Here is a 17,379-nt window from a genome sequence, read left to right on the forward strand (position 1 = left end):
GTAATCAGCCGATCCCCTTTACTCAGGGTGACAATTTCTGTGATTTTGTCGCGACATGACTGCTGATCTAGGCTATTGGGAAATGTGTAAGCAGTGGGAAAACTACTGACATTCTACCCCAACGGTTCCTAAACCCAAAACAGGAAAGAGCTGTTCTCGCTACAGTATAGAATCGTAACCGCTCAACCGCCTGCATCAAAGCTTGATGGTAGTCTTCTAGGCTAAACCATCTCTTGGATAGCCAGGTTTGTTCAACGACGGTAGGATCGAGTAGATAGTTTTCGATTTCTTTGCGTTCCCATGTCCATCCCACTTGAATACTATTTTCAAATAGGGCAATAGGCTGCTGGGTAATGGTACTAGAAGCACAATCAAAATCTCTCCTCACAGTAAAGCTGTGTTACAGACAAAGGGCACCTCCAGTGAGGCGATGTAATTCATGGGGACTAGCAATGGCACTAGCAGCTTCAGAATGGGTGGTGATAATAAACTGACAGTTAGGCTCTAATCTCACAAGCTGTTTCATTAGATGCTGAGCTGCTGGAGGATGCAGATTCAGATCTATTTCATCAATAAGAACGATAGAGTGAGCAATTTGTTGTCTAACAAATTCATAAAGAATTGGGAAAATAGACTGTTCTCCCGCTGACATTTCAGCAATATCGTAGTGATGTTGTTGTTCATCTTCTAGGAGAAAGTAGGCAGTTTCTTCAGTAGGTGAGTCTAGTTTTGGTAGACTTTCAACACCGTAAAATTTTCGTCCAGGAAAGACTCGTTGGTACAGGGTTTCAAGCTGACAAAGGGATGACTGCTGCGCAAGTCGTCTGGCTGGTTAGCGTACCAGCGGTGAGCGATATCGCGAGTAGCCTGTCTTTCGGCAGGGGTAAAGGTGACAGTGAGTTCTATTTTGGGTGCGCCGTTGCGCCAGTAGCGCCCAGGGAGAAAGCCGCTCCAGTTGAAGTCGGCAATGTCAGTAATACGTCGGGTGGCCAGGGCCAGGGGTAGGGCAATGGCCTGCAATAGAGTGGTTTTGCCGGTGCCATTATCGCCAAGGATTAAGTAGCGATCGCTAATTTCGTCCAGGACCTGATTTTCAAAGGATAGATCCAGGGTCTCGAATCGCTTAAAGTTACGGATGGAAATCGATTTGACTTTCATGGGCGATTGACCGCACAGGGGATACCAGCAGGTGCTCCTAGTTTAGGTGAATCTAGTATAGAATGTGGCCAGCCTTGGGGCATTGATGGCCATGGGATGCATCAGATTGGAAAGAAAAGTCTATTCAAATCATGACTATATTTTTTGTTTGGGGCGGGACTATTATCCCATCCTTTTTTTCTTATCTATCGAGGGTCCCACAACACTTGGATACGCCCGTTTACTTGAGATAATGCCGATTTTAGTGCCGCTTCCATCAAGCAACCTATCTTCTCTCGTTAACTTAAACGAGTTCATAGTAAAATTGTCCTAATTATTAAACTGCTGCGCTCCAACTCTGTGGCTAGCTATTCTGGATGGTTACGAACAGCAGAGTAGCAGAGTTCAAAGATGATAGAAATTAAAGGTAGCCCGATTCCTATCTTGAGGATAAGCGCTAGTAACTGACTCTGCTGTATCGCGTTCTCCTTGAGATAGACGATAGAAGATATAGTAAGGAATGCTATCGACCAGAGTAATCCAACAAGAACTGTTGAACGAATTTTCTCTTGTAGCAATGCGTCTCGTCTTTCTGAACGAAAAATGATAGTTGCAGCATGAACGCACATGCCGCTTAAAAAGCCAACTGCTAAAGAGATAAAGAAGTACATGTACATGTCTTCGAAAAGTGAATTTCTTCCTTACAAGTCCTTGCTTGGAAGCCCCTGCAAAAAGAGGTTAGGGAAGACAATACTGATTATGCTTGAAGTTATTCCAGAAAATATAGCTAGTAAGGAAATTCGTACATATGAAACATCATTAAACAGGTAAATAGGGAAATCAGTTAATCTAACTAACAACCAAACCATCCCAGCAAAAATTACTATTAAAGCCAATGCTCTACTGAAGTATATTCCTATAAGCCTAGATACTGTTGGAAGGGGATCACTACCTTTACGAAAGACTCCTATCAAAACAACCGACATAAAGGAAGCAGTCCAAAACGAGAACCCAGCGAAGGCTGCTAGATAGATGACTTCACTCAAAGAACGCATATGGCTTGAATTCCAATTGCTGTCAAATTTAATTTTAATTATTAAGCCATAGACATGGCAACTTCAATTCAAAACTAAAGGGCCCAACATAAAAAAGATTACAGAGAGCCTTGAACATGCAACGGTTACTACACAACTAGGTTCGACCACATTAGAGATTAGGCCAAGGTAACACTCAAACAATGGCGATGGGCTTCATTGACCATTGAATGGTCATTAACAGGCCATTAACAATTGTTGAACTCTTCTTATGTAGAGGGCTTGAATATCTCACCCCTTAGCAAAACAGTGCCGAACATAATTGACAGAAACTATCATAACGATTCATAAGCTTAATACATGAGAAAGAACAATTTTGTTAGCATTGCCTCAAGCTTTGTCAGTATATTTCCCTAACAGCAGTGTTGTCCTTGACACAAATCCCGCAACGATTGCCAATTTAGTGGTTCCCAATTCACATCGCGTAATCTGATCGATTCGCAAAAACAACATGGCACGGCTGTTCTAGCACAATCTCGCAGGACACCTCCTTATGAATAGTCTCCGGGGGAAAATCGCCTTCAAATGGAGCGAACTCCTATTGGGTGTATTCGCAATTGCACTATGGTTATGGATTAGCCATGATGGCCGACTGCACTGGGATGAACCAGGCTATCTCTACACAGCCGCCTACATACCCTGGCAACAGATTCTCTACGAAGGCTTTGAACCCAGCGGTATACCCGGATTTAACGTTTCTCGCCTTGGCCACATAGCAATCATGAAAGGGATCGCCGCATTCCATGGGCCAGGGCTGGATTTTGTTAACTCAGTCATAGTAGTCTATTTGCTAATGCTTGTCGCTCTAGCTGTAGCCGGATATCTCACCCTGCGGTTACTCATGCCCGGTGCCAAGGGACTAGGTCAAGCAACACTTCTCTCCCTCTTTGCACCAATGACGGTGTTTCTCGCCTTTAAGACCTGCCCTGATATACCCGCTCTTTTATTTGCTGCCCTTTCCTGTCTCTTTCTACTAATGTCACTTGAACACCAAACGTGGCTCAGGTGGCTAATACTTTCCGCTATTTTCCTTGCACTCACTGGGTTAACCAAACACGTTCACGCATGGATATATATTTCATTCGCCGCAACTATTCTGCTCTTTGGCCAATATAAATGCTCATTACGGAACGCCATCTTGCGCATCGTCGCCATTGGCATTGGCTCCTTAATCCTCTTTGGCCTAACGCTATTTGTATTAAAAATTCCCCTTAGCCAATTTTTAGAATTTATGGCAGTGGCCAATCAGCAAACTAAGCCACTGGTCGCTAAGCTTTTTCAGCTATCGCTCACCTATGGTTTATTTTTACTAGCTCTACCCCTAGCGTTACTCAACCCTAACCGACGCTGGAAATGGTTTATGGTCGTCTGGCTTTGTCTAGCAACAGTACCATTCCTTGTAATTCTTTCACGATTGGAAACCCGATATCTGACCCTCAGCGTTATCCCTTTGGCTGGCCTGGTGTGGTTAGCCCTCGATACTCTAAAGATATGGGCCAATCGTATGCCTAAACCCAGTTATCGAACCCTTTGGGCGGCTGGCATGGTGAGTATTATCGTCAGCGCAGCCCTGATCCAACCCTTAACCGAGCACGAAGTCAGGACCGATCAGTTCGCAACAGCTATCGACAAGATTCAGCTTGACGCAGGTGACCAGCCATTTTCTGTTCTAGTCCCTTGGGAATATGCAGATTTTCATTACCTGCGTGTTGCCTACCCAGAGCTAAGTGTCTTTAGTGTCTATGAAAACAATAACCTGACCCCAGATGAGTTGATTGCTTGGCAACAATTTCAGGATAAATACTACGATGACCGAGTATTGCGCACGCTGGATGGAGTTAATGCTCTACCGGGATTAAAATACTACATTGGATTTGAGTCAACATTTTCAATTGAAAATCTCAGACAGATGCTAGAGTCTTTACCTCTGGGAAATTTCAACGAAAAAATATCAGCAAAGATCCAATCGATATCCCCCTTGAGACAGCTTGAGAAAAGCTGGATGTGGAACCATTCTGCTGTCAACATTCAAGCATTTAGTAGGGTGGGCCACTATCAAATTTTTAGAGTAAGCCTATTGCCACAGTCAGACTCGGCTTAACTGCCTGCACAAAACTAAAGACCCAGGTTGGGGATGTAGATGGGGGGATGAGTGATGGGGTAATGGGGTGATTATTTAGTGCAAGCGCTTTAACTGCCTGTGCTGGAGTGGTAGATTACTCTCGCAGTCGTTTTTCACTGGCTAAGCCGCAATTGATTTCTCTCTATCTTGGTCCTGTTTCAGGCTTCCATTTTTCGTGCTGCTGGTCTAAGAGCACTACAGTTTCTATTGACCTATCAGAGGACTATTACTATCGGCTTGGGTGCGATCGCAATTGCCGGTTTCTGCCAACAGGGTCTACAGAAATCGGCTTAGGGTCTGGCACAAATACTACGTACATAACCCAGAACTATATAGAACTATAAGTCCTGTGAGTGTGTTCGTCTATTGCCATGACTACCCCAAATAATCCATTTCCTGGGCTACAGCTATTTTTATCGAAATTTGGCACCAATATTGCGATGTCTAGTGGCATCGCCGCAGCACTGATCTGGAGTAAGAAAGTATCCAATTTAGACATCAGCGAGGTTTTCTTTTTTTCCTTCACATCAGCAGTTTTTCTAGAAATTCTCAAAAATCTCTTTCAACGTTTCACAAAAAGACTAGAAACAAAGCTAGGAGAAAAAGTAGACTCTCTGGCAGATTACCTTTTTGACGGAGTCAGCTTATTGATTCAACTGTTACGCTATCAGGCTCCGCTAAGGTTTATAGATCGCTATCAAAAGTTTGTACAAACCCTTTATGGTGATTTTGAGCTCCCCGGATCTAAGGCCAATCTTGCCTTTAACTGTGAGCTAGAAGAAGTCTATATCTCTTTTAACTTCTCCTATGACGATTACCACAAAACCCCCATACGCCCAACCGATGAACATGGTCTATCTGCCATTTGGCAATCGTTGACTAGCAGAGGGCACGGTACTCGAAAATATCAACCCATTATGATTACGGGTAATCCTGGTGCTGGTAAAACCACCCTGCTTAAGTACCTGCTATTGGCCAGTTCAGGCGCAAAACGCACTAAGGCCACCCGTAAGTTTAGGCGATTAATTCCCGTTTTTTTACCCCTTAGAGAAATCACTTCAACTATTTTGAGTGATCCATCTCAAAATTTGGCAACATTGGTCGAAACCCAGGAATCCATTCAAACATTGAACCCTGCGTTGGGATGGTTTCATCGCCAGTTAAAGCGAGGGCGTTGCCTGGTAATGCTCGATGGCATGGATGAAATTGGTAATGAACAAGACCAAGCAAAAATAGGACACTGGATTTCTCAACAGATTCGATTATATCCAGATTCGGCGTTTATCGTAACATCTCGTCCTTTTACAGATCGCAAAGAGATCATCAAAGGAATTACAACATTTCTCGAAATTCGCTCGATCAACTTCAAACAGGCAGAGAGGTTTATTCTTTCATGGTATGAGCATCACGAAGAGATGAAAAGCCAGGGTGCTAAAAACAAAAGAGATAGAGCAGCCACTGTCGTCAAAGCTCATCGTAAAGCCAATGAGTTGATTGTTAGGATCAAGCGAAATCCCTACCTTTTTCAGCTGACGAGTACGCCATTATTACTCATTATGATCATCACCATCTATGAGAATGGGTACGAACTGCCTAAATCACGAGGAGCACTGTATAAAGAGATTTGTAAAGTGATGATCGAGCGTCGCACTGTTTCTGAAGGACAGCAAAAGGCCATTCAACTAACGGCTGATCAAACGCTTTTAGTGCTTCAGGGTTTAGCCTTTGAACTAGTAATGAAAGAACGACTACTGTTCTCGCTTGAGGATCAGACTATTCAAAACCTTGTACGCAAAAGCTTAAATGAGTGTCCAGGGGGTGAAAAAATTAGTGTTGAAACCTTCATTTCCTACGTCGTCAACGATGTTGGTCTACTGACCTTAAGTGATAAAGTCGGCTTCTATGAATTTAATCATCGCTGTATTCAAGAATATTTAGCCGCTTCGATGATTAAAAATAAACGGTGTGAGCATCTTTTGATTGCGCGTATTTTACATGCATGGTGGTCAGAAACCATTCGTTTATATGCAGCCCAAAGCAACGCAACTCGCATTATTGAAGAGGCTCACAAATTAGCCACATCAGGCACCAAGAGTGTAGTGGCTTTCAAACTTGTCTATGATTGTTTAGCCGAAGCTATGCAGGTTGACTTGCCGTTGCGGACACGGTTAGAGAATGCCCTAGATACCCATTTAAATTCTGATGATCCAATATTGCGCACTAAAGCCGCAGAGGTAAAAATAGTTCAGCGGTTTGATCGGTTGGTGCCCGTTGCCCGTAACCTGGAGATTGATCAAACACATGTCATGGCTTGTGAATATCAATTGTTTATTGATGAACAGCGCAGATCAACAGGTGCTGCTCATCAACCAGACTATTGGTTAAAGCCTGTTTTTACGGCTGATATGGCATTGCAGCCAATTATGGGTATTCGGCCTCAGGATGCGACTACATTTTGCACCTGGCTGACGCAAAAATATGGCCACGGCAATTTTGCGTTTAGACTACCAAAAATCACTGAAGAAGTAAGTTTTTTTCAGGAGAGACTAATCCAGCAACAGTCATCTGGCGGCTGGTGTACTCAAGATGACATCTGTCAACTAGCAAATATTAATCTAAACCAAAGTAAAGCCTGGAGACATGCCATTAACCAACAGCTATCCCATCAGATTTACTGGGCACAACAACTTAAAACACAAGTCTCCAGAACCATAGATGTCTGTCTAAAATATCAGCAGATGGATGGCAAGGCTTTTTTCAATCTCACAGAGTTGCTGCCCCATAACAGGTTTAGCTCTCACCACACTACCAGACTCGGGCTTGATGTAACCACTGTTGATAACCTGATAATGGCCTTAAAGCTTGTCACCAGCATCTATCAGAAAATCCAAAGAGCACGCACCGAAGCCAAAGGTTATGGGATCTCTCAACAGAGGAAAGCTATTCTGGAGTTAGCCAGTTGGACCGATCAGAGTCCTATTTTGAGGCACTATCAATTAGGGAATACCTTTCGTCAGTTTGAGAAAAGACTTGGTTTGCACGATTATCCTATTCGGGACTTAGCATTTAAAGTTGTCAAAACTGTTTTAGCAATACTTATTGAGTTTTTGACGTTGACTGAGCATCATATAGTGGCACGTATCCGTGACCTAAAAACAGCTTGGACATTATGTGAGGAGGGCATATCTATAGAGCTACAGGACATGTCTAAATGCACAGCCATTGGTCAAATACTGCTTGCTGATCTCAAAAAAGGGTGTACGGGTACAAAGCAGATGCCTAAGCTACTGAAGCAATTAAGTGGCAATGAGATAGGACTTATACATCTCATGTATCCTAAGTGGATTACTCACGTTGAAAACGACTTTGAACAAAGCTTTTCACGACAGTTTGCCTCCCAACGAAATGTCATGAATACGTGTGCCCATTTGCTGATGGCATCATCTATGTGGTATTCCTTGGCAAAAGCTCATCCCCTGGGTAAAAACACTCAAATTATTAAACAACTAACCCAGAACAAAAAACTATCCGACATGAGCTACCTAAATAAACGTAACCAGGCACTTAAAGCATATGTGTTAGCCATGCTTTTGGAACAACAAATTCAGGGAAGACTATCTCCTTGGGGCAGCATTCGCATCGTAAGAGAGCGAATTTTAGACTAAAAGGTTATCACTGGGAGAGCTCTAAAATTTTTACTAGACACCCCACTGTCTTACTCAGGGCGTACATTCGTGCGCCCTTTAAGCTCTGGATTCGTCATCACTATCCTACATAAATGCATGACGATAACGCCAGAATTAGCGATGCCGTACCATCCACTAAACCTTAATCTATAATGACACTTAGTCTCTATGTGTGTTAGACCTGGAAAATTGCACAGCTTATCTATGTTTAAACTTCAAATACAGAAGCCATGAACATTAAAAGTCCTTTCTCTAGAACTTGCCTGACAGCAATGCTGCCATTGGCTGCTTTTTTCAGCTTAGTACAACCAAGCCAGGCTGAAGATAAGACCTTCCTATGGGAAATTGAATCCCCTAACAACACGGTGTATCTGCTTGGTGCCATCCATCTTTTAAGAGAGACGGATTATCCCTTGGCTCAGCCTATTGAAGCTGCATTTGAAGATGCCGAAACCGTTGTTTTTGAAGTTAACATTGGTGCATCCGAAAGCCCAGAAACTCTACAAACCTTTTTGGCAGCAGCAGCACCCGATAGCCCAGATGAAGTCATCTATAACGCCCTCGATGACGAGACCTATCGACTAGCACAAGAAACAGCTACCGCCATAGGCCTGCCCTTCGCTGGATTTAACAACTTTGAACCTTGGGCTTTCTTCATCAACCTATCGGTTTTCAAACTCTTACAGCTAGGCTTTGAGCCAGCCTATGGCGTAGATACCTATTTCTTCAATGAAGCGAGCCTAGCCAATAAAAATGTCTTAGCCTTGGAAACCATTGAAGAACAATTTGGGTTCTTAGACGATATGCCTCCGTCTATCCAGGCAGACCTCGTTAAGCAAACCATTTTAGAATTAGATGCCTTAGAAACCGTAATGGGTTCAATGATTTCAGCCTGGAAATCAGGTGATGCCCCTACATTTGAAAGTTTGATACTAGAGGGCTTTGCCGGTTTTCCTGAGGCCTATGATGCTCTGCTGGTACAGCGTAATCAGAACTGGATGCCGGACATTGAATCTTATATTAATCAACCCGAAGACTACTTGGTGGTGGTTGGTGCTGCCCATTTAGTCGGTGACGATAGTGTAGTTCAACTGCTACAAGATAAGAGGTACACCGTCCAACAAACTGGCAACAACTAATAAATATGCCTTAAGTCTGCTGCCAAATCTTAACCGTTGTATCAGCACTGCTGCTTACAATCACTTTGCCATCTAAGCTACAGGCAACGGAGCAGACAGCGGCTTGATGCCCTGTTAGAGTATCAATATTTTGTCCAGTGCTTGCATTCCAAAGCTTAATTGTTTGATCGTAGCTACCACTTACAACAATCTGATTACCTGTACTAAAGACTAAGGAACTTACAGCAGCAGTATGACCTTTGAGTTCAAACAGTTTTTTCTGGCACTGACGATTCCACATCACAATTTTGTCGCCGCTACCGACTGCCAAAAGAGAACTCTGGCGGCTTAAAGCTACAGCTCGATTAGGTTGGCTATCAATGGAGAAAGAACGAATTAATTTGCCAGTTTTAGTGTGTCGTATATGCAGCTGATTACTGTTTCCTCCATAAACCATGGCTTTGCCATCCCACCCCATGGCTAAAGCTAAGATTTCTTCTGGATAGTCCTTAAGGGCATAAATTTCTTTGCCAGACTTTAAGGACCACAGACGCACCGTTGCATCTTGACTCGTACTGACTAAAAACTGGTTATTGGGGCTAAATGCTAGGGCCGTAACCGTAGCTGAATGTCCCGAGATTAAATTACCAAACGAGCGCAGTAATTCCCCTGTGCGCATATCCCAAAGTTTGATGGTGGTATCGGCACTACCACTAGCGATCAATTTACCATCCCAACTAACCGCAACACAGTGAACTGCTTGACTATGGCCACTGAGGGTTCTCAGTAAACTGCCGGTCTTGACGCTCCACAACCGTAGGGTTTTATCGTGGCTGCCCGTGACTAGTTTTTTTCCGTCTCTTGCGATCTCAACAGCAGAAACATCCCCCGTATGGCGCGACAACGTATGAATACACTGCCATCTAGACAAAGATCTAGACGTTGAATGAGAGGACTTTCTCGGTGAGGACTTTCTCGGTGAGGACTTTCTCGGTGAGGACGATGGCCTCGATGAGGACGATGGCCTTGATGCTGGTTCCTTAGCTTGTTGCTCCAAGTCGCGCAGGCGTCTAAAATCTGCATTAGCCTTATCGTCATAGCCTCGACGAAAGTAGGCCTGGCTGCGATACCGATAGGCTTCTATATGGTTAGGATTAAGATGAATGACCGTAGTGAAATGTTCAATCGCAGCTCCATATCTTCGCGATTTGAACTGAAGCACCCCCCGTTGAAATGTACGTTCAACATCAGGTCGGCCATTCACATCAGGGTTTGAGGATGGGGCTGACGACATTTGCTGTTTGAGCGTAGCCACCTTTTCAAAATCGGCTTTAGCTTGCAGGCCTAAACCGAGCTGTTCTAAGGTAAACGCCCGAGCCTGATACGCTTGTAAATAGTTTGGCCTTTTGCGAATAGCTTGGTTAAAACTCTCAACCGCTTGTTTACGTTTACCCGCTCGAAGCAACCCAATCCCCTCTTGATAATGCTCCTCAGCGCTGGGAGGACGTACTGAGATTTTAGTACTTACATTTTTTAATGTATCCCCATAGGGAGCATGAATAAGCTTGTGGTAGGCTTCTTTGATTAACTCAAATTTCTCCCGTGCCTCTGGCAGTTGATCTGGCTTTTTAGAAAATTTATCTGGATGCCACTGCTGGGCTAAACGGCGATAAGCTCGTTTAATATCTTCTTTTGTGCTGCCTGGCTCTAAATTGAGCACGTCATAATAATAATTAAAGCTTGTCATGAGCTTAAAAGTGCCTAATTATTTTATTCGCTAGATGATTCCGCTCAATAATAGAGAGAAGACTAGGTCATTTAACAACAGTTATTCCCGAGATGATCATTCGGGCATTGCTGATCTTCAGCATGAATCTACCTAGTAACTGTAGGCTATCAACCCGTTTAACAGATAGATTTATTCTCTAAATCAACAACGACTTAATCCGAGCTACCCAGGGACATGGAATCTAAAGACAACGATAATATAGTAAGTTTGGAGTCATGCTAGCAAATCTTAGACTTATCTGGGACAACCATCACCTAATTTTGGCAAGCCTCACACCCTTTTGACAGAGCTTTATAGGATATCCTCACATGAAAAAAGCCCTGACGGTTGCCAGGGCAAATGCTCAATGCACATCTGCTGAGTACTTACCAGGCTTTGTAGCGAGCGCCGCGATAAGTCAAATAACCATAATGACAGCCTCTAATCATTAACAATAACTGAACCAGCAATCTCTTCTACCGCAGGTAGTCCATTGCTAAACGCATCGCCCCTGTTGCCAGCGATCGAATATATTGACCATCAGCTGGTACATAGACACACTGCATCACAGTCATCCCGTCCATCTCAGCCTCCAGCAAGTAACCATAACCACCTGCAAAATCCACAGACTCTTGCTTGACAATATTGACTAATGAGAAGCCTCTAGTACCGCGTAAGAGATGCTCCGATATATCTGTGGTATTTTGCCCATACAGAACATTTTGACCTCTTTCAATCATTACTAGTGGCCTCATCCCAGATGGGCCAGTGGCCTCAAACTATGGTGACGATGCACCAGCCAAATAGCTGCATTTAAGTCTCCTCGTAACTGTGCCACATCCTGACGGTTCTCTTACATTTCCTCTAGGCCCCTTTTATACAGAAAGTTTTGCCTAAAGTCTAGCGCTTAAAAACGGTATTTGATGAAGAGAGACTACTCAGGGGCACCATGTTATCAGCCAGTGTCTGATTGGGTTTACAGCCATATTTCTTTAACATAGCCAGAACACGTTTCTCTCTGATGGGTTTATGCAAAAATCCATACGCACCAACAAATTTGGAGCGCAACCGATCAATAATGCCATTATTATTGGTTACGATGACAATTGGCGTCTTCTTGAAACCCGTAATACGCCGAATCTGAGAACATAGCTCATAGCCATTGGCCATGGGCATAACTAAGTCCAGAAAAATAATCTGGGGCTTTAACTCCAATAATTGCGGCAAAGCTTGTAGAGGATCAGAAATATTAACGTAGCTGTAGCCCGCATTCTGTAGAATCTCAGACATCACCTGACTATCAGTCGGATTGTCATCCACATAAACAACTGGTGTAGAAGATAAGGATTTCTCCAGACTCATCTTCTTTTGTACAGAATCAACTGTTTGAGGTTGCAACGGAATAGGCTGCACCGTACTTGCCTTTCCCTGAGGAGAATCTGAAGAAGATAACAGAATTTCAATTCTTTGTAAAAGGTGCTTGAGGGAAAGAGGCTTCCGATCATAGGCATCAAAGCCGGCTTGAATGAGCAGTTGCCCATCTACTGATCGCTCTGCTATGACAATAACCGGAATCAGCCACGTAGCTCTAGATTGCTTCAGATTTTTAATTAACTGCCACCCATCTACCACGGGTGCATCTAGGTCTACCATCACCAAATCTGGAGCTTCGGTCAGCGCCAACAGGAGACCGTCATCGCCTCGATTGGTTGAAACTACGTCATATCCGTATATATTAAGCCCTTGTTCAAGTGTCTGATAGTCTGACTCACCATCACTTATAAGTATTATTTTGACCATGAAAACAAATTATTTTTTTTCAGGTAAAAGCCCAACGAAAGGCTTTACATTCTATATAAAGATGGCAATAACTCTATTTGCTCTCAACAAGACATATTTTTGATCTATCAAAAGAATGATCAACCAAATAGAGTCAGGGTCTGCCTTACGAGAATCAGCCTAGCAACATCTCCAAGCAGTGTAAATCAATTTACAACAGACCGTTTAGCTGAAGAAATATATCCCAAATACTCTTGCGGTAGAGCCCAGATGAGTACTGCCAATGTCCCCAAGGGGACCACAACTATCAATTAACTCATAAGAACAATCAAATTTAAACCATATGATCAAAATATTAATAATAGGAGAATAGGAGACTTTTATTCAGTAGATGAACCTTAGCTAAGGGTTCAAGTTTGACTAAGTCCTTTCCGGAAAAATTGGCTTAAGTCTATCTTTTCTATAAGCATAAGAATATAAGTTTTGAAAATAACATTACGGCCATTGATACTAAAGATTCATGTTGTACACGTTTGAACTCGCATAAAAACTTTGATAAGCTCTGGTTTAGCCAAATAAAACCCACAAATCGAGCCAAACACTTATTCTATGCATAGATAAAAAATATAGTTTTTTAGAGTGAAAATAGTCGTCATTGAAGACTAAATAACCTATGGTTTGGCTAGTTATTAGCAACTATGTGACACTAACCAATCCACAATGCAAACTGTAAAAAGAACCAAAATAAGGAAATCAGGTATAGACGAGTTTATGGACAAGCCTTTGAGCCCTGCCGAGTACTGCGCTAAGTGGGTTCCTGAGATGCATAATATTAAGCCCACTGAATATGGATACAAGGGACTTTGTATTAAAGAGCTGCATCGCATTACTGGCTATTCTGAAAAGACGATCAAGAATTGGGGTTCTAACTTTGAACGAGCACCTCAAGTTGCGAGCCGGCTTTGCACAATGGCAAATATTTTGAATCAAACATGCTTAGATTGGTCATACTTTGCAGATAATTAATATTTTATTTAAATGCCATTTAAATAAAATATCTGGTCACCAGTAGCGACCAGATTCTTTGTATTTCTCATGAGAAATCAGTTGATTGTTTGATGTTTTTCATGAGAATTTTCTCACAAAGAATAAGGCATAGGAAATTATTTTAATACATAAGAAACGTTGGTAACTTTTGATTTTCTATTAGAATAAATTATTATAACTTTTCAGGCTATACAACTAAGGTATAGTCTGAAGATCAGCTAGCATCCTTGAGCAACTTAGCCACGGTCAGACATGATGGGCACATCTATCGTGATTTATGATGTCTAGCATTGTTGCTCCTCAAAAGACTGAAATCTGAACCATCATAATTTAGGGGATCCTATAGTTCGATTTGTCTCCTTAACCAGCACTGGCGGATACCTTAATCTCAATCCAGCAAATCAGCTCGCTCCATATTGCAAGACAATAGATAGCACGTCTTGAATTTATAAAGGCTGATCTGAGTCTCCTAATAAATAAACAAATATGGAGAAATACTGCAAAATATGGAGCAAAGCTTAAGCAGATATGAAGCAACGAATAATTTTTGATTTTTGCTCGTTATCTTTGAGCGTATCAGGTTATACAGCCTGAAACTGTGTTGGCTGGGTGTTGTACCGCTATGTCCCATTATCAGACCTTGAAGGAGAGCGACGTCAAAGGTTTGAGCAACACGCAACCTATAGACTAGGGCGGTGGTGAGTTTTTGTCGCTTCCTCACCTTTATTGTTTCCGAAGAGGGCTTCAACTCCCTAACAGAGCGGTCGTAGGAAACAAACGTTCTAAGTCACTCCTCTCCACTTTGATAGGAGTGACTCGTCTTTGCATTGAAAATCATCGGGCATTGTGGTGCCTTGGCTGGCTGCCTCACCGGGACTTCCACTTTGCTTTGCGTGTGGACCAATAAAGTTCACTACAGACGCCACGGGGTTCCAAACGTTGACGTTCAAAGTGACCGCCCAGATGGTTAGCTAGCTTAGTTGCTTGCTGAGTGCCTCGACCAATCCGTCGATAATTTTGATTAGGATCTTGACTCACCCCGTTATCTACAACGCGAATTATATTTTTAGAGTCTTCTTGACGACAAATTACCACTAAGCGAGAACAACTTCTGGCATATTTACCCACGTTGCAGAGGGCTTCTTCTAAAAAGCGGCCAATCTCTCGCTTGCGATCATCACTTAAGCCTTGTTCTAACATCGGCTCGAAAGTTCTAATGTGGACTTTAATGCCTTCAAAGTGAGGGAATTCATTGCGCTGTAACGTATGTTCATAGACCTCATAGAGCATTTCATGCAGCGGCTGATTTAATCGAATAATGCGGTTACCATCTAGCTGTAAACAACAGCTCTCCTCAACCAGAAACTCTTGCTGCATGGCTTCATAGATACCCCGCAATTCTTGATTGAGGGATCGTAAGTCACGATGTAGGTCAGAAGAGAAATTTGGGTCTTCGGATACACGCGACAAGATAGTCGACAATTTTTGCAGTGGCCCGTTGTGAATTTGGTCAAATGTGCGCTCTATAAGCTGCTGACGATCTTCTAGACGTAGCGTCAGCTCATATTGTCTTCTATAGGAGGGATATAGGGCGACACCATTTAAGAAGAAGGCAACGGCAGCGGGAATGAGCGGAATCCACCAGCCGATGTATAACAATCCATAGCTGATAAATGTTAGGCCTAAGACCAGGATGACAAGGCTGACAAAGTAATAGGTGGCTTTAATTTTGAAACGGGCTAAGACAATGCCCAACATACCCCAGCCGACAATCCAAGTATATTCGACCCAGTCGGGCCACCCCCTTAATAAAGGGCGATCATCTAAAACAGCATTGATAATTTGACTAATGGCATGGGCCTGTAATTCTACACCGGTTACCAAACCAGGGTTAAAGCCATCAATAGCAGCGGTATTGACGATATCTTTGACACTTTGGGCGGTGACTCCAATTAAAACAAGGCGATCTTTAAGCAGGGTTGGAGAGAACTCCCCAGTTTGAATATCTTGATAGGTAATGATGTCAAATGGGGTGGAGCCGCTGCGAAAATTGATGAGTATCTGCTCACCCCCTGCATCTGTTTGAACATATCCTCCTGTGTTGGGTTCAAAGGGTACTAGCTCCACAGACCCAAACCGCATAGCGCTAGGGTTACGAAGGCCATTTTCGAGCATTAGCCCTGCTTGAACCAGGTAAGCTTCAGCCAGGCGGATGGTGAAGGAAAAACGATAGTTATTGTGCTCATCTGTTGCCCCTAAGAGACTACGACGAACAAAACCATCATCGTCTAACAGAGTGTCAACAAAACCGATGCGAGATTCTGGAGCATCGGTAGGGGGAGGAATACTGGGCGGTAAAATTTTGTTGATAACAACTAAGTTGTCCAGGTCTTGGATCGTTTTAATAAAATCCTTGTGACCGGGTTCTATGGGGATGTCGCGCAATATGTCCAAACCCATGACGGTGGGTTGATACTGATTCACGTCTGTTAGTAAATCGGACAATACTCCACTGGGCAGTGGGTATTCGCCAATGGCTTGAATATCTTCTTCAGTGATGGCAACTACTGTAATGCGCTGATCGGTGATTTCTGCGGGTCGCGATCGCAACCCAGCATCCAACGCCTGCCACTCAAAGGGTTGAAAAATACCCAGGAGTCGAGCCGCCACCACAGCACCAACAATGGGAATCCCAGGTAAAATGCCCCGGACACCATCAAGCAGCCACCGTTTGAAGACGCGTGTGCCCATTTAATCCAACAGACCCTCCTGACGCGCCCGAATTTCTGTTTGAATGCGCATATTTTTTCCCTCATCTGGATATACCCCCAGGGCATCCTGCACTCTGGTCCAATAGTGTCGTACGGTGCGCTCAGATATGCACATCTTTTCTGCAATTGTTTTATCTTGCAACCCCTCTTGAAACGCCAACCGTAATACCTCTAACCATTCCGGTTTCACTTCTAGTTTGACCCGCATCTCGCGCGGCGTGTAGACCAAACCTTGCAGCGACCAGTCCACCTTGGTCAACATCTCTCGCATGGGGGCACTTTTATCAGAAATGGTGAACCCACCCTGGTGCATTTCAATGGCAGGCTTGAGTCTTACTAAAGAACGTACATGAGCACTTTGCACAACAAAATTAAGCTGTGGGTAGTCCGTCATCAGATCGCGCAGCAGCTGAATGCCAACCTCTGTTTGAGCAGGCGCATTTGCCTGGGGAGGAATAGAAAGATCCATAATCGCCAGATCAGGCTGATCTTGGGCAATGATATCCTTTGCAAATTGAGCATCTTGGCCAGTTAGAAATTTGGTGTCTGGATATTGCGTTTGCAACAGATTGAGGGTGCCTGCCAGGACAGCCTCATGATCATCCACAATCACAATTAACTTAGGGTGCAGCTCTGATGTATTTGGCATAGTCTAGTAATGGCTCCGATCAAGGTTGATTAGGGACTGGGATAAAGACCCGCAAAACTCACAACTCACCTCGACATCACTCCATATCATCCGACAACGCCCCGGCATAAAGAGTTGAAATATTTGTTGATTTTTATTCAATTCCCATTGAAGCGATGTGGAGTTCATAGTGTCTGGAGTCAGGTTATCTAAACTGAGCTGCAACTTT

Annotated in this window: 12 protein-coding genes; 5 read left to right on the plus strand and 7 right to left on the minus strand. The window is 43.4% G+C overall.

The genetic code is table 11. From position 1 onward, the window contains the following. Positions 1 to 400: 400 nt before the first annotated feature. A complete protein-coding gene (locus QGP82_RS14935) occupies positions 401 to 784 on the minus strand; it encodes an AAA family ATPase (RefSeq protein ID WP_499060061.1) in 384 nt (127 codons plus the stop codon). Beyond that, positions 724 to 1,158 carry an AAA family ATPase gene (locus QGP82_RS14940; RefSeq protein WP_499059985.1) on the minus strand — a complete coding sequence of 145 codons (435 nt, stop codon included), beginning with the start codon at positions 1,156 to 1,158 and terminating at the stop codon, positions 724 to 726. The genes QGP82_RS14935 and QGP82_RS14940 overlap by 61 nt, the downstream gene beginning before the upstream one ends. Positions 1,159 to 2,724: 1,566 nt before the next feature. Here QGP82_RS14940 and QGP82_RS14945 point away from each other — a divergent pair. The 4 genes from QGP82_RS14945 to QGP82_RS14960 all read left to right on the plus strand — a co-directional run bounded on the left by QGP82_RS14945 (position 2,725) and on the right by QGP82_RS14960 (position 9,178). Then, positions 2,725 to 4,332 carry a glycosyltransferase family 39 protein gene (locus QGP82_RS14945; protein WP_499059987.1) on the plus strand — a complete coding sequence of 536 codons (1,608 nt, stop codon included), beginning with the start codon at positions 2,725 to 2,727 and terminating at the stop codon, positions 4,330 to 4,332. A 168-nt stretch (positions 4,333 to 4,500) separates the two neighbouring features. Beyond that, entirely contained in the window at positions 4,501 to 4,647 is a 147-nt protein-coding gene (locus tag QGP82_RS14950; protein WP_499059989.1) for a hypothetical protein, read from the plus strand. A gap of 77 nt (positions 4,648 to 4,724) precedes the next feature. Continuing rightward, a complete protein-coding gene (locus QGP82_RS14955) occupies positions 4,725 to 8,018 on the plus strand; it encodes an NACHT domain-containing protein (protein WP_499059991.1) in 3,294 nt (1,097 codons plus the stop codon). A gap of 251 nt (positions 8,019 to 8,269) precedes the next feature. Continuing rightward, complete coding sequence (locus QGP82_RS14960; RefSeq protein ID WP_499059992.1) at positions 8,270 to 9,178, plus strand: TraB/GumN family protein; 909 nt, start codon at positions 8,270 to 8,272, stop codon at positions 9,176 to 9,178. A 10-nt stretch (positions 9,179 to 9,188) separates the two neighbouring features. Here the strand turns inward: QGP82_RS14960 and QGP82_RS14965 are convergent, their stop codons facing one another. From QGP82_RS14965 to QGP82_RS14975, 3 genes are all read right to left on the minus strand, one after another. Beyond that, entirely contained in the window at positions 9,189 to 10,904 is a 1,716-nt protein-coding gene (locus QGP82_RS14965) for a WD40 domain-containing protein (RefSeq protein WP_499059995.1), read from the minus strand. Positions 10,905 to 11,401: 497 nt separating this feature from the next. Then, positions 11,402 to 11,665 carry a hypothetical protein gene (locus QGP82_RS14970; protein WP_499059997.1) on the minus strand — a complete coding sequence of 88 codons (264 nt, stop codon included), beginning with the start codon at positions 11,663 to 11,665 and terminating at the stop codon, positions 11,402 to 11,404. 160 nt (positions 11,666 to 11,825) lie between these two features. Beyond that, positions 11,826 to 12,725, minus strand: a complete 900-nt coding sequence (locus QGP82_RS14975) for a response regulator transcription factor (RefSeq protein WP_163670788.1) — start codon at positions 12,723 to 12,725, stop codon at positions 11,826 to 11,828. A gap of 699 nt (positions 12,726 to 13,424) precedes the next feature. Between QGP82_RS14975 and QGP82_RS14980 the strand changes: the two genes are divergently transcribed. Then, entirely contained in the window at positions 13,425 to 13,730 is a 306-nt protein-coding gene (locus tag QGP82_RS14980; protein ID WP_163670791.1) for a hypothetical protein, read from the plus strand. 888 nt (positions 13,731 to 14,618) lie between these two features. Here the strand turns inward: QGP82_RS14980 and QGP82_RS14985 are convergent. Then, complete coding sequence (locus tag QGP82_RS14985) at positions 14,619 to 16,502, minus strand: sensor histidine kinase (protein ID WP_163670793.1); 1,884 nt, start codon at positions 16,500 to 16,502, stop codon at positions 14,619 to 14,621. Continuing rightward, positions 16,503 to 17,171: a response regulator gene (locus QGP82_RS14990; protein ID WP_499060000.1), complete on the minus strand. Its 669-nt coding sequence runs from the start codon at positions 17,169 to 17,171 to the stop codon at positions 16,503 to 16,505. Between the last annotated feature and the right edge of the window lie 208 nt (positions 17,172 to 17,379).

This window comes from Leptothoe sp. LEGE 181152 (genome assembly GCF_032906605.1).
Taxonomy (GTDB): Bacteria; Cyanobacteriota; Cyanobacteriia; order Phormidesmidales; family Phormidesmidaceae; genus Leptothoe; species Leptothoe turfae.